This window comes from Opitutaceae bacterium (assembly GCA_041395105.1).
Taxonomy (GTDB): Bacteria; Verrucomicrobiota; Verrucomicrobiia; order Opitutales; family Opitutaceae; genus B12-G4.
In genome coordinates this window covers 1,579,328-1,593,080 of record JAWLBB010000001.1, presented here as the reverse complement: position 1 = coordinate 1,593,080, position 13,753 = coordinate 1,579,328, and the positions used below count along the sequence as shown (strand labels likewise).

The 13,753-nt window shown below is 62.2% G+C and carries 9 protein-coding genes; 3 read left to right on the top strand and 6 right to left on the bottom strand.

The genetic code is table 11. The features are described 5' to 3' along the window. Genes R3F07_06275 through R3F07_06265 form a run of 3 tightly spaced genes read left to right on the top strand, consistent with a single transcriptional unit; the run spans position 1 to position 5,629 of the window. Positions 1–1,338 (top strand): TolC family protein, encoded by a 1,338-nt coding sequence (locus R3F07_06275; protein ID MEZ5275965.1) that lies wholly within the window; start codon positions 1–3, stop codon positions 1,336–1,338. Then, entirely contained in the window at positions 1,335–2,360 is a 1,026-nt protein-coding gene (locus R3F07_06270; GenBank protein ID MEZ5275964.1) for an efflux RND transporter periplasmic adaptor subunit, read from the top strand. The genes R3F07_06275 and R3F07_06270 overlap by 4 nt, the downstream gene beginning before the upstream one ends. Next, positions 2,360–5,629, top strand: coding sequence for an efflux RND transporter permease subunit (locus tag R3F07_06265; GenBank protein MEZ5275963.1), 3,270 nt, complete (start codon positions 2,360–2,362; stop codon positions 5,627–5,629). Before R3F07_06270 ends, R3F07_06265 begins: the two co-directional genes overlap by 1 nt. 215 nt (positions 5,630–5,844) lie before the next feature. On the opposite strand, the gene R3F07_06260 is transcribed toward R3F07_06265, so the two are convergent. The 6 genes from R3F07_06260 to R3F07_06235 form a co-directional block, all read right to left on the bottom strand. Next, positions 5,845–7,560: an ASKHA domain-containing protein gene (locus R3F07_06260; GenBank protein ID MEZ5275962.1), complete on the bottom strand. Its 1,716-nt coding sequence runs from the start codon at positions 7,558–7,560 to the stop codon at positions 5,845–5,847. A 36-nt stretch (positions 7,561–7,596) separates the two neighbouring features. Next, positions 7,597–8,514 carry a dihydropteroate synthase gene (locus tag R3F07_06255; protein ID MEZ5275961.1) on the bottom strand — a complete coding sequence of 306 codons (918 nt, stop codon included), beginning with the start codon at positions 8,512–8,514 and terminating at the stop codon, positions 7,597–7,599. A gap of 5 nt (positions 8,515–8,519) precedes the next feature. After that, on the bottom strand, positions 8,520–9,800 hold the full coding sequence (locus R3F07_06250) for a methylenetetrahydrofolate reductase C-terminal domain-containing protein (protein ID MEZ5275960.1): 1,281 nt from the start codon (positions 9,798–9,800) through the stop codon (positions 8,520–8,522). A 10-nt stretch (positions 9,801–9,810) separates the two neighbouring features. After that, positions 9,811–11,586, bottom strand: a complete 1,776-nt coding sequence (locus R3F07_06245; protein MEZ5275959.1) for a uroporphyrinogen decarboxylase family protein — start codon at positions 11,584–11,586, stop codon at positions 9,811–9,813. 70 nt (positions 11,587–11,656) lie between these two features. Further along, positions 11,657–12,343, bottom strand: a complete 687-nt coding sequence (locus tag R3F07_06240; protein MEZ5275958.1) for a hypothetical protein — start codon at positions 12,341–12,343, stop codon at positions 11,657–11,659. Between the two features lie 154 nt (positions 12,344–12,497). Continuing rightward, positions 12,498–13,697, bottom strand: coding sequence for a DUF455 family protein (locus R3F07_06235; protein ID MEZ5275957.1), 1,200 nt, complete (start codon positions 13,695–13,697; stop codon positions 12,498–12,500). Between the last annotated feature and the right edge of the window lie 56 nt (positions 13,698–13,753).

Here is a 13,753-nt window from a genome sequence, read left to right as displayed (position 1 = left end):
ATGCAAACGATCATTCGACACACCGTCATCACTCTCCTCGCAGTGGCCACCCTAGCCACAGCGGCAGGAGCCCAGGGCGAGGTCTGGACACTGGATAGAGCCGTGGCTTTTGCTCTGGAGCAAAGCCCGGACAGCAGGATCGCGGGTCACCGCATCCGCTCGGCCGAGGCCATGGTCCGCCAGGCCAACTCCGGTTACTACCCACAGGTGGGATTGGAGGCATCGTATATGCAGACGAACACGCCGATGATGGCTTTCGGAGCCATTCTCAACCAGGGTGTCTTCAGTCCCGCAATCGATTTCAACAATCCCGGACAGGTCGACAATCTCAACGTGACCGGCCGGGTCGGCTACAACCTCTACAGCGGGGGCCAACGCGCCGCGGGAAAGACCGCCGCAGAGGCGGGACTGAAAGCCTCCGAGTATGACAATCAGTCGACTCGCGACCAACTCGCCTTTGAAGTGGTCAACGCCTATTTCAACATCATCAAGGCCCGCGAGGTGGTGGCGTCAACCCAGAGCGCGGTCGCGGCTTTCGAAGAGAATCTGAAAGTGGCCCGCCTCAAGTTCGAAGCCGGCACTTTTCTCAAGACGGAAGTCCTCAATCTGGAAGTCCAGCTTGCCCAGACCCGGGAAAACCTGCTCGCCTTCCAGCACCAGCGCGATCTGGCCGAACGCGTTTTCCTCAACCTCCTCGGCCTTCAGTCCAACCAAGGGGTGACCCTCGCCGCGGACGATCCCTCGACCAGGCGCCTGGTGCCCCCGGTCGCGGTCGATCCGGAAATGCGCTCCGACCTTCGGGCCATGCAGGCGCGAACCGAGGCGGCCGAAGCCCAGGTCCGCATGGTCAAGGGCGAAAGGATGCCGACCGTCAACGCCTTCGGCACCTACCAGCTCGACCACGGCTGGCGCCTGGACGGAACCGGCGATTCCTGGATGGCGGGAGTCGCCGTCAACCTCAACGTCTTCGACGGGGCCAGGACCCGCGGCAAGATCGAAGAAGCTGAAGCCCAGTTCAATGAAGCCCGGGAAGGCCTGCGCAAGATGACCCTCGGAGTAAGCCTGCAGGTTGAGCAGGCCCGACTCGCCCTCTCCCAGGCCCGCCAGCGCCTCGACGTCACCGCCAAGGTGATCGAACAGGCCGAGGAAAGTGCCGTGCTCAGCCGGGCCCGGTTTGAACAGGGCGTCATCCTTTCGTCGGATCTCATCAATATCGAAACCCGCCTGACCGAGGCCCGCATGCGCCGGGCCATCGCCGTGGCGGACGAACGCGTCGCAGTCGCCCAGCTGCGCCGCGCTTACGGACTCGAGCAATTCTCCAATTCTTCCACCAAATGAAACGCACCATCCTGACTTCCTCCGCCGTCGTCTTCATCTTCGCGGCCTCCGCCTGCCACCGTCCGGCTCACGAGTCGGACGCCCTACCCGACCTGCCCACCATCCAGGTCAACACCACCACGGTTGAGATCCAGACGGTGCGCGGCCGTGAGGAGATACCCGGAACCATCCGTCCGGTCGACCGGGCGATGATTGCCGCCAAGGTCATCGGGACCATCGACAGCCTCCCGGTCTCCCTCGGTCAGCGCGTCTCCCGGGGTGACCTCCTCGTCAGCATCCTGGCCGGGGAAATCTCCGCCAAGGTCCTCCAGGCCCAGGCACAACTTGATCAGGCCAGTCGCGACCTCGCCCGCGAACGCGAACTTCTGACCAAGGGCGCCAGCACCTCCGAAACGGTCAGCGGGCTCGAAAACCGCGTTCGCATCATGCAGGCTGCAGTCAGCGAAGCCGAGACCATGCTCAGCTATACCCGGATCAATGCGCCCTTTGACGGCGTCATCACCCGCAAACTGGTCAATGAAGGCGACCTCGCCAGCCCCGGACTGCCCCTCGTCGAAATCGAGAATCCCGACCGTCTCCAAGTCGAGATCGACATCCCGGAGATGCTTGCCCAGACGGTCGTGGTCGGCACTGAAGTCGAAGTGGTCATGCCGGGTGGTGAATGGACCGGCCTCGCCCGGATCAAGGAATTGGCTCCGGCCGCCGACCCGGTTTCCCGAACCTTCCATGCCAAGGTGACCGTCCCGGCCAACACCCCGGTGCGTTCCGGCCAGTTTGCCCGGGTCCGGCTTCCGGGCCGCCAGATCGAAGCCATCCTCGTCCCGACATCCGCTGTTTCCTATTTCGGCCAGATTGAGCGCGTCTACGTGGTCGAAGGGAATCGCGCCGACCTGCGCATCGTCAAGTCCGGTGCCTCCTACGGCGACCGGGTGGAGATCCTCTCCGGCCTGGGCAACGGGGACATCATTGTCGTCAATCCTCCCGCCGGACTCGTCGACGGACAACCCTTGGAAATCCTTTGATGAAATCGGATCCCAATCCCTCTCCCGCGCACCACGGATTCGCAGGCCGGATGGCCGCCGTCTTTGTCGATTCGAAGCTCACACCGATCGCGATCATCGCCTCGGTCCTCCTCGGGGCGATGGCCGTCCTCCTGCTCCCCCGTGAGGAAGAACCCCAGATCAAGGTGCCCATGATCGACGTCATGGTGGCCATGCCCGGCGCCACCGCCGCCGAGGTCGAAAACCGGGTGACCCGCCCGATGGAGAAACTCCTCTGGGAAATGGCCGGGGTCGAGTACCTCTACTCCACCGCCATGCCCGGTGCCAGCCTGACCATCGTTCGCTTCAAGGTCGGTGAGGACCTTGAGACCAGTCTGGTCAAGTTGAACCAGAAGCTTCAGACCAACTTCGACCGGATTCCGCACGGGGTCAGCATGCCGCTGATCAAGCCCCGGACAATCGACGACGTTCCCATCCTCGCCCTGACCTTCCACAGCAAGACCTACGACCATTTCATGCTTCGACGGATCGCCGTCCAGGTCGACGATGCGATCAAAGGAATCCAGGAAGTGGCCGAGACCACCGTGATCGGCGGGGCCCGCCGCCAGGTCCGGGTCCAGCTTGACCCCCTCCGGCTCGCCTCCCGCAATCTCTCGCCGGGCGGCATCATTCCCGTTCTCCAACAGGCCAACGCCCAGACATTTGCCGGCCGGCAATCCTACGCCAATAATGAGATCCTCCTCCAGACCGGGTCATACCTGACCGATGCCCACGATGTCGGATCGGTCGTGGTCGGGGTGACCCAGGGCAAGCCGGTCTATCTGCGGGATGTCGCCACCATCACGGACGGACCCGAGGAACTCTCGCAATATGTCCTGTTCGGGAAAGGTGCGGCCGGCACCGAGGAGGCCGCCGTCACCTTGAGTGTGGCCAAGCGACCCGGTGCCAACGCCGTCGATGTGGTCACCCAGGTCATGGAGAAGGTGGAAAGCCTGCGTCCGCAGTTCATCCCGGATGAGATTGAGATCACCGTGACCCGCGATTACGGCAACACCGCCAGCGAGAAGTCCAACGAGCTCCTCCTCCACATGGCCATCGCCATCTTCGGCGTGGCCCTGCTCATTCTCGCCTTTCTCGGCTGGCGTGAGTCGATCGTCGTGGTCCTCGCCATCCCGACCACCCTCGCCCTCACCCTCCTTGTGTTTTACCTTTATGGATACACGCTGAACCGGATCACCCTCTTCGCCCTCATCTTTTCCATCGGTATCCTGGTCGACGACGCCATCGTGGTGGTCGAGAATATCGTCCGCCACCTCGGTCTTGCGGCCAGCCGAGGCAAGTCCGTCCGCGAAATCGCGGTCGAGGCGGTCGACGAGGTCGGCAACCCAACCATCCTGGCCACCTGGGCGGTCATCGCGGCCGTCCTCCCGATGGCCTTCGTCGGCGGCATGATGGGTCCCTACATGCGCCCGATCCCTCTGGGTTCGAGCGCCGCCATGATCTTCTCCCTGCTCATCGCTTTCTCCGTAACCCCCTGGGCCGCCCTCAAGATGCTCAAGGGCCACACGCCGCCGGAGGCCTGCGAAATGCCGGAATTCGTCGAGGCGATCGACGATTGCGACCACGCTCCCGACAATCTCTTCACCCGGACCTACCATCGCTTCATGGATCCCCTCCTGCGCAACACCGTCCTGCGCTGGAGCTTTCTCGCCGCGGTTGCGTTCCTCCTGGTCGGCTCGATGGCCCTGGTCGGCATCGGCGGGGTCAAGGTCAAGATGCTGCCCTTCGACAACAAGTCGGAGTTCCAGGTCATCCTCAACATGCCGGAGGGCACCACCACCGAACAGACCGCCCACGTGGCCGGCCTGATGGCCGACTCCCTCCGGAAGGAGCCGGAGGTCCGCGACTACCAGATCTATGTCGGGACCGCTTCTCCCTTCAACTTTAACGGTCTCGTCCGCCATTACTTCATGCGCAGCGGGGCCAACGTGGCCGATATCCAGGTCAATTTCCATCCGAAGCACGAACGTGATGCCAAGAGCCATGACCTCGCCAAGCGGATACGCCCGGCCCTGGCCGCCATCGCCAGGGAACACGGCGGTGCCGTCGCGGTGGCCGAGGTGCCTCCGGGACCTCCCGTCCTTCAGACCTTGGTGGCCGAAATCTATGGTCCGGACACCGCGTCCCGGGAAGAACTGGCGGAGCGGGTCCGCGGGATCTTCGAAGGCACCGAGGGTGTCGTCGATGTCGACACCTACATCGAGGATCAGCAGAGCAAGATCATCCTCCTTATCGACAAGGAAAAGGCGGCTCTCCACGGCATCTCCGAGGCCACCATCACCCGGACTGTCCAGATCGCCCTGCACGGCGCGTCGGTCGACCTCCTCCACGACGTGCAGGCCCGAGAGGACGTCAATATCGTCTTTGAGCTTCCGCGGTCGCTCCGCGCCCGCACCCAGGACCTTCTCGCCCTTCAGGTCCGCTCCGAGATGATGCCCGGCGCACCCCTCGTCCAATTGGGCGAACTGGTCCGGATCGAGGAGACCCTGAGCGAGCGGAACATCTATCACAAGAACCTCATGCCGGTCACCTACGTCACCGCCGATGTGGCCGGAGCGATTGAGAGTCCGGTCTACGCCATCCTGGCGATGAACCGGGAGTTGAAGAAGCTGAATGCCTCCGATTTCGGAGGCAGCGACGGCCCGGTCCGCATCTACAACGCCTCCATGCCGTTCTCCGATCTGGAACCTTCCATGAAATGGGACGGTGAATGGCAGGTCACCATCGAGGTCTTCCGGGATCTCGGACTCGCCTTCGCCGCCGTCCTCATCCTGATCTACATGCTCATGGTCGGCTGGTTCAAGAACTACGCCACGCCCATCATTGTCATGACGGTCATCCCCTTCTCCCTCATCGGCATTCTGCCGGCGCACTGGGCTATGGGCGCCTTTTTCACCGCCACCTCCATGATCGGTTTCATGGCCGGCGCCGGGATCGTGGTGCGAAACTCCATCATCCTCGTCGATTTCATCGAGCTGCGGATGAGCCACGGCCTCCCGCTCGAGCAGGCTGTGGTCGAATCGGGTGCCGTCCGCTTCCGGCCCATGATGCTGACCGCCCTCGCCGTCGCCATCGGCGCCCTGGTCATCCTCGCCGATCCCATCTTCCAGGGACTGGCCATCTCACTGCTCTTCGGCGCCATCGCTTCCCTCGTCATCAGTCCACTGGCCGTGCCGCTGCTCTATTACATGACCCACCGCAAAAAGGCGGAGGCCGCGATTGAGGGATGATGTCTGACACAGCGCCGCTGCGGCAACCGGTTCGATCACGGTAAGGCCTGGACCCTGGTCCATGCCGGGCCCGGGGCTTGCCTGCACGTTCGGTCCGATCCTGGGTGGAGGCGTCCCCCTGGTCTGCGCATCGGGCCACGCCCCCACGTCCGATCTGCAGTTGAATCGTCACACACACCGCATCTCCAGCAGAGATGGCAGCTGCACGAGCCCTTCTAGCGGCCGCCGCCCCACTCCATCTTCAGGTGCGGGATGAAGAGGGCGTTGATGAAGTCGTCCTGAAAGGTCGGCTGGGCATTGAGCTCCACGAAACTGAGACGCGAAACCAGGGCCGCCATCCGGTCCTGGGCGGTCGCATCGATCGCGGTGTGGACCGCGCCCTTGAGCGAAGTGTTTCCCACCACCTCGACCCGGTCGACCGGAAGGGGTGGGATGATTCCGATGTCCATAATATCGTGAATTCGGATACGCCTTCCGAAATTCCCGGCGATGCAGATCTTCCTCAACTCGAAGACATCGAGCCCGGCCATCCGGCAGAGCGTGAAGAGCCCGGCAAAAACGGCCGCCTTGGCTTGGAGGAAATTGCTGATGTCGGTTTCGGAGACATAGATCTCGTCCGTCAGCCGGACCACCTTTTCCTGCTCCCCGAGCAGCTCGACCACCTCGACTCTCGGATCCCGTTTCGCGTAGCGCCCTTTCTTGCGAAGAAGCCCGGCTCGATAGGCGGAGGCGACGTAGGAAATGATGCCCGAGCCGCAGATGCCGACCGCCGGTTGACCGCCGATCGTGGTGAAGGTCAGTTCCCCGTCCCGGTCGCTGACCTCGTCAATCGCTCCGGGGATCGCGCTGATCCCGCAGGGAAAGCCCCCGCCTTCAAAGGACGGCCCGGCCGGAACCGCCGTGCAGTAGAGCCGGCCATTGGCCTTCAGCGCCATTTCGGCGTTGGTTCCGAGGTCGATGAACAGGGTTCCTTCCTCAGCCGACTCAAAGTCGGTCAACAGAAGGCCGCTGATGATGTCGCCGCCCAGATAAGCACTCTGGGAAGGCGTGAACTCGAGCTGACCGCCGGGCAGCCGATAGGCCGTCGCCGGCCGCGGCGGCGGCGCGAAATCAACTCCGTTGAACGGCCAGCCCCCCATCCCGGTCGGATCCTCTCCGAGCAGGAGATGAATCATCGGGGCATTGCCCGAGACCACGGTGGTCAGAACCTCTTCACCGGAGACGCCGGAACCCTTTAGGAGCTCCCGGATCAAGGGAATCATGGTCTTTCCAAGAACCAGGTCCTGCATTTCCCCGATCAATTCCCGGCTCCGACAGAAGGCGATCCGTGCCACCAGATCCTCGGCATACGCATATTGGCCGTTGAGGCGCCCCAGACTCGCCACGATCCGCCGTTCCGTCAGGTCAATCAGGGCCGCCGCCAGGGTGGTTGTGCCCAGATCAACTGCGATGGCGAACGGCCGGCGACCACCTTCCTTCAGGGGATAGCAGATCCGTCCGTCGAAGCAACCGACCTCAAGGTGACCCTCCATTTCGCCGCTGCCCAGCCCCCGGAAAAAGAACGGATCGAGGCGCAAGCCCGCCGGCAGGACTGACTCCAGCCGCTGCCGATTGGAACGCTGGGGATGATCCTCGGCCCGCGGAACCTCGAGTCCGAAGGTCGTCCAGCGCGGATGGCGACAGGGCAGCACTTCATCGATTGTTCCGAGGTCGATCTGGATGCTCCCGCTCGAGGCGGCCGACTCCGGCACGGTCAGATCGTAGGATCCCGCCGCCACCTCGGTCTGGCAGGCCAGGACGGGATTTCCGTCGAGGATGACCCGGCAGGTCTTGCAGGACCCGTGCCCGCCGCAGGACATCTTCAGCGGGATATTCTGTCCGCGCAGCCAGGTGGCCAGCCCGGTCGTTTCCTCGATCGTGATCTGGTGCATTTCAGCGGGAGGAAACCGGCACGGAGCAGGGTTGCTTCATCCCTCGACCACCCCGCCGCCGGCAACACTGCCGGCCTCCTGCATTTCCCGCTTCTCACGGCGAGCTTCCTTCAGGAATTTCATCCCGAGGCGATCGGTTCCGTTGATCACGTCCGCGGTCAAAATCGACCAGCGCAGCCCGTCGTGGGTGATGTCGGTGATGGGAGCGTTCATCCCGCAGGTGATCGCCACCGCCAGGTAATTGGCGTCGATCACCTTGCGCTTGGGCATCCCGAAGCTGACGTTGGAGGCACCCAGTGTGATGTTCGCGTTGAGCTCCCTGCGGACCAGCCGGATTGTATCCATCGTGCAACGACCCGCGCCCACATCGGTGGCCAGGCCGATCGCGATGCAGTCAAAGACGAAATCGTCAATGGTGAAGCCAAAGGCCTCCCCCGCCTTCAGAATCTTGAACGCGCACTTCAGCCGTCCCTCCGGGGTGTAGGGAATCCCATCGTCGTCGGCGGTCATCGCGATCATGGCCGCGCCGTGCTTTCTGGCGATCGGCAGGACCTGTTCGAGCTTCTCCTTCTCGCCGGAAATCGAATTGATCAGGCAGCGACCTTCCGCCTTGCCCAGGGCAAGATCAAGGGCCTCCGGATCCCCGAATTCGAGGCAGAGCGGGCAATCGATCTTCGAGCGGATCGCCGTCACCGCCAGCGGCAGAAGCACCTTCTCGGGAATCGCTTCGATTCCCATCATATTCACGTCGATCACGCCCGCCCCGGCCTCGAACTGGTCAACCGCCCGGTCGACCACGACCTGCCACTGCCCCTTGGCCACCGCATTGCGGATCAGGCGCGACCCGAGCGTATTGCAGCGCTCGCCGATGACCACCGTCTTCCGATTGGGGGCGATCCGCACGCGGTGCGATTTTGAGGAGACGATGGTGGTGGGGACTTTTTCTTCACTCATGACGTTCAGGGGGAAAGGGGGTTCGCCGGAGATGTCGATGGCGCTCCCCGGCCGCGGGCGGCGACCGCGCGCGATCGGATCTCCCTCAGAAACACTTCGATCAAATCGGGCGGCATCCCGAAATTCATGACATGAACCCCGGCCGCTCCGCACTCAATGACTCCGTCGGCGATTCCGAAGGCCCATTCCAGGGCTTTCGCCGGGAAGTCCTCCTCTTCGACGATCCGGTGGAGCGACCGGTCCACGTAGACACCGGGCAGATGGCAGAGCACCTCAAACGCCTTGCGGCTCCCAACCAGCGGAATTGAGGGAATCGTCATCCTGAGTGCGTCTTCCCGCCCGCGACGGACCTGGCGATACCATTCCGCAAAGGTTGGCACATGGGTGATGGCCTGGGTCTGACAGAAACGTCCCCCGGCATGCCGTTTGAATGCCAGCCGGTCCACGCTGATGTTCATCGGAGCGGAAAACGGATTCGCCGCCACCCCGAGCAGGGGAATCGTCCCGAGGCGCCGGCCGAAATCCTCGAGTCGCTGGTTGGCGAAATGGACCATCTGCGAGCTGTCCATGGGGAACCAGGTCTGCTGGGAGACTTTTCGCTCGGTCTGCGGAAGCCAATCGCCGGTCAGCAGCAGGAAGTTGCGATAACCCATCCCGATCGCCTTTTCCAATTCCCTCAGAAAGTCCTCCCTGTCGTGGTCGCGGCCGCAGAATTGGATGATCGACTCGACGCCATGGGCCAGGACGATCTTGCCGGTCTCGGTGGAATGGAGGGAAGGAACCCCGCCGGCATTGGTGGTGGTATTGACCGCATCAACGAATGAACCGAAACGCGCCATGGTCCGTTCCACCCGGTCGAGACCCTTGACTGTCCGGGGCGAGGCGACCTCAAAGGTCACCACGAACTCGCCCGTCGCCAGTTTGCGCGAGAGCCGGGAATCGGGCTCAAGATGCCGGGTGTCGGCAAAGCCGTGGGGCAGCCGGGTTTCACGATCCCGGCCCGTGACCAGATTGACATAGCTGGCCGTATTCAGAAGTTCAGGATCGGGAGGCAGGTGGATCCGCGGCTTGCGGCCACCCTTCTTCACCTCGATCCGGGTCCAGACACATTCGATCTCGGGAATGACCTCGCATTTTCCGTCAAGCGTCCCCCCGCACGGTCCGTTCCGCAGCCCCTTCGGGCAATTCATCGGACAGATCAGCTTGGTGTGGGTGAGGATGCACTGCCCGCAGGTATGACACCCGAAGAGTTTCTCTTTCAGCCACTTTTCCGCTTCGTAAATCATGTCATCTCACTCAGAGAATGCCCGCCGCCTTCAGATCCGCCTGGGCCTGCTTGGCCACGACGACCCCGTCGGCGGCTGATTCGCCGAAGTAGTCGGCCTCAATCCGATCGCAGAATCGTTGATTGATGGGCGCACCGCCAACGAGGACCTTGACCCGGTCGCGCAGGCCGGCCTCCTTCAGTCCCTCGACGACCCGGCCCATGTAGTTCATTGTGGTGGTCAGCAGGGCCGACATTCCCAGGATGTTGATCTCGTGCTCCCTGACCGCGTCGATGAAGCGCTCGACCGGGACGTTGACTCCCAGATCGATGATCTCGAAGCCGGCGCCTTCCAGCATCATGCCGACGAGGTTCTTTCCGATGTCGTGGATATCGCCCTTAACCGTGCCCAGCAGAACCCGGCCGACCGGCTTGGCTCCGGTCTTGGCGATGAGCGGGCGGAGAATCTTCAGCCCCTCCGCCATGGCCCGGGCACCGATCAGCATTTCAGGGACGTAGAGTTCCTTCTGGGCGAACCGGTAACCGATCACATCCATGGCGGGAATCATCGAGCGATTGACGATCTCGCCGGGTGGGATGCCGTCGCCCAATGCCTCATTGACCAGATCCGGCACATCCTCCTCCTCGCCTTCCTCGATTGCCTCGGCCAATTCCCGAAGGACGGGTTCAAGATCGTCCGGATAGCCGGGTTCCACTTCGGCCACGATGGCCTCCGTCTCCACCTTTTTCTGCTGAAAAAGTGCCCTTGGCGGCGTCCAGTCCTTATAGTCCTTGTCCAGGCATTCGCGAACGGCATCGATGTGCTCAGGCGGGCAATCGTAGGCCGCCACTCCCGTCCCGAGGATGAAACCGGGATGATCCCAGCACTTGTTCAGGATATTCATGGTGAAATCCTGGATTTTGTCTATCGGTCCGAGATGAAGCAGCCGCGGATCCACATTCACCCGCATGGGCAGCTTGTGCTTGATCGCCTTTTCCTTGAACAGCTCGATATCCCCCTCGAAGTCGCAGAGGATCTGGGTCGCTCCCGTATCGATGATCGCATCGAGGATCGGAGTGGTGTCTCCACCGATGATCAGCGGGATATGCTGCGCCCCCGCCTTTTTCAATTCGGGGATGAGGATGCGCTTGTAGACCTTCGAGACGATGTCCTGGAAGATTTCCGGTGAACAGAGCGGCGGCATGGCGCGGGAGTCGAAGATGATCGGGTCGATCCCCAGGGCGATGAAGGCCTTGCCGAACTCTGCGGCCACCCGGGCCGTGAACTCCATCAGTCGCACCGTGTACTGCGGGTTCTGCATGGTCAGAACAATGAAGTTCTCCGCCCCGATCAATTCCGAAGCCAGCGAGAAGGGTCCGGTCAGGGCCCCGCGAATCCGGATTTTGTCCCCGAGTCTCTTCTGGATCTCCCTGGCCGCCTCAAGGTAGAGAGGCATGCGCCCGTCCCGGGTCGGATCCGGCAGGGCGAGTTTGTCGATGTCCGATGGTTGCTTGATCGGGTATTCCTCGACTCCCGGCACATCCGTTGAGTCGTCAAAATAGACGATCTTGCAGCCGAGAGCCTCGGCCTCGACGTTGTAGACATCGATTCCGACAGTCAGGAAATCCGGTCGATAGCGATGGTATTCCGCTTCGAGTCCTTCAACCAGAAGTTCGGCGCTGCGGCAGATCTCCGAGGGAGTCTTTCCGATGAGAAAACCCTTGTGTTCGTATATGGCCGGGCAGAAAGGGATGCGGTCTCCCTTTTCCATTCCGAGGACCTTGTTCATCAATTCGTAGGAGTTCATCACAATAAGCTGGGGAGAATCGCTAACCACCTGTTCAACCGTAACATCCCGTCACCTTCAGGACAGCCTCTCAGGCCAGGGCCGGAACCGGTTCTCCGGCCGGCAGACGCGGAGCCAGGCGCACGACGCAGTCCGCTGACGGACAGGTCGGGCATCCTTCGTCACTGTTTCGGATATAGGATCCAAGTCCGATCAGGGCCGAGACACTGGCCAGCGGCACCATCACCATCGCCGCTTCGTCATAAACCAGGCCCAATCGATCAATGGGAAGGCACTTGAGGAGTGGCCCCTGCAGGGCCAGGGGAAGTCCGTCGTTGCCGGGCGAGAGCGGCCTTCCCACAATGCAATTCGGGAACCGTTCACCAAGAAGCGTCTCCGCCACCCGGAGGGCGCGACGCGCCAGGGCCGTCGATGCCACCCCCAACACATACTTGCGCATCGGGTCGGGCTCCTCCGTGATGAGGGCCTCCATCTCTCGACCGGCAGAACCCACCAGAACGGTCACGTGATCCGCTGTCGCCAGGTAGCGATTGAGCCGGATGGACGAAGGAAAAACCTCCCTGAAAGCATCGACCGATCCACTCCGCCAGAGCAAACCCGGTCGGGCTCGAGCGGCCACCACGGGGATGGTATCGGCAACATGGCGCAGAAGGCGGGGCTTCACCCCGTCCGGCTTGCCGATACCCATGCTCCGCAACATCTGCTCTTCCGTGAGGTCGGGCGGAAAGAATACGGTTTCAGCTGGATAAAGGGGCATGGGACGCAGGCGAAAGAGAGAGCCGCCACCATGCTAGCATTCACCGACAATGACGTCTTGGCCAAACCGGAAATCGGAATTGGACAATCCGGAAACGCCGAATCGTTCGATCGGGGGAAATCAACCGGAACCGGGACTCCAAGGCGCCGACGACTCAGAACGGCGCCTGGATATCCGCCACCGTTTGTCCACGGATCTTCGACAGATGCGCCTTCACCTCGTCGAGGACATCGGCGATTTCACGGCTGTCGTCCTCCAGCAGGTAATCCGTCCACTTCGAACCATACCGGACGTGGTTGATCTCGTCCGACCAATCCTGGTCCGCAAAGAGCTGGCTGCGGAAGTCGCCGTTGGCTTCATATTCCTTGAAGCGCTTCGGTTTTCGCGGCATGAAATACGCCTCAAGACCTCGGGTCAGGTAGGTCACCCGGTGAAGGATCGGCAGCGCTTCCGACTGCTCAAAAAGAACCGGATCGCATCGGTCGGGCTCCGTGCCCAGTTCCTTCAGGCGGATGGCACCGAATTCCGAATGCCGCGCTTCGTCCCAGAAGTGTCGGCTGAAATCCGCGAAAAACTCCCACGGGAGATCGTCGCCGGCGGCGTCGAACAGAACGCTGGCGAGCAGGGCCGCCGCATACATCTCGTTGAAGAAGACCTTGAACTGCTCGATGGTGGCCTCCCGCGGCGAATAACCGGACCGTTCATCGTAGGGAACCAGCCTTTCGTGCCGAATCCGATCGTCGAAGAGGATGGTCCCGGGCCGCCGGAAGATCCCGGCATGCGGCCTTGCGAGAGGATCGTCCCGTTCGGTCGCCTCTCCATGGATCCCCCCGATCGAAGTGAGAAGTGATCGGACATATTCCGCCCAGGGACAGGTCTGACCCTCCAATTCCAGGCGGTCAAACCAGTCCATTTCCCGCTGCAGATCAGCCACAATACGCTCCAGTATCCGGATCTCGTTGGCATTGGCTGAAGGATCCATCCGCTCCAGATCGTCGCGATACTGATTGAGCAATGCCCGCTTCAGGACCCCGAAGAACGCCCGCAGAAAAGCATTTCCGTCCGGGGCATGCAGCACCTCGTCGAGCAACCGGCGCAGATCCGGGCGGACCGACGCGTTGGCCTTTCCTCCCCGCATCTCCTCCAGCCGTGCGATCAGCCAGCTGGCGTGTTCCGAGTGGCCGTGGAGACTGTAGGCCAGTCGGTACTTCTGTTCATAGGGACGGATCTCGAGAAACCAGCCGGCATTGATCCGCACGCAGGCCTTTTCGACCGCGAGGTAATTGCGCAAGCGTTCCGCCGTGGCGTGGATGGCAAACCCGGGTGTCACATCTTTGCTGAAGAGCAGTGTCATGGTGGACACCAGTCTACCTCTCAGTCCGGATGGCGTCTTGGCGTAAGTGGAAAAAA

What these genes read in the sequence shown, in the direction of transcription:
- R3F07_06275 (MEZ5275965.1), top strand. Translation starts at nt 1, where the DNA reads ATGCAAACGATCATTCGACACACCGTCATCACTCTCCTCGCAGTGGCC.
- R3F07_06270 (MEZ5275964.1), top strand. Translation starts at nt 1,335, where the DNA reads ATGAAACGCACCATCCTGACTTCCTCCGCCGTCGTCTTCATCTTCGCG.
- R3F07_06265 (MEZ5275963.1), top strand. Translation starts at nt 2,360, where the DNA reads ATGAAATCGGATCCCAATCCCTCTCCCGCGCACCACGGATTCGCAGGC.
- R3F07_06260 (MEZ5275962.1), bottom strand. Translation starts at nt 7,560, where the DNA reads ATGCACCAGATCACGATCGAGGAAACGACCGGGCTGGCCACCTGGCTG.
- R3F07_06255 (MEZ5275961.1), bottom strand. Translation starts at nt 8,514, where the DNA reads ATGAGTGAAGAAAAAGTCCCCACCACCATCGTCTCCTCAAAATCGCAC.
- R3F07_06250 (MEZ5275960.1), bottom strand. Translation starts at nt 9,800, where the DNA reads ATGATTTACGAAGCGGAAAAGTGGCTGAAAGAGAAACTCTTCGGGTGT.
- R3F07_06245 (MEZ5275959.1), bottom strand. Translation starts at nt 11,586, where the DNA reads ATGAACTCCTACGAATTGATGAACAAGGTCCTCGGAATGGAAAAGGGA.
- R3F07_06240 (MEZ5275958.1), bottom strand. Translation starts at nt 12,343, where the DNA reads ATGCCCCTTTATCCAGCTGAAACCGTATTCTTTCCGCCCGACCTCACG.
- R3F07_06235 (MEZ5275957.1), bottom strand. Translation starts at nt 13,697, where the DNA reads ATGACACTGCTCTTCAGCAAAGATGTGACACCCGGGTTTGCCATCCAC.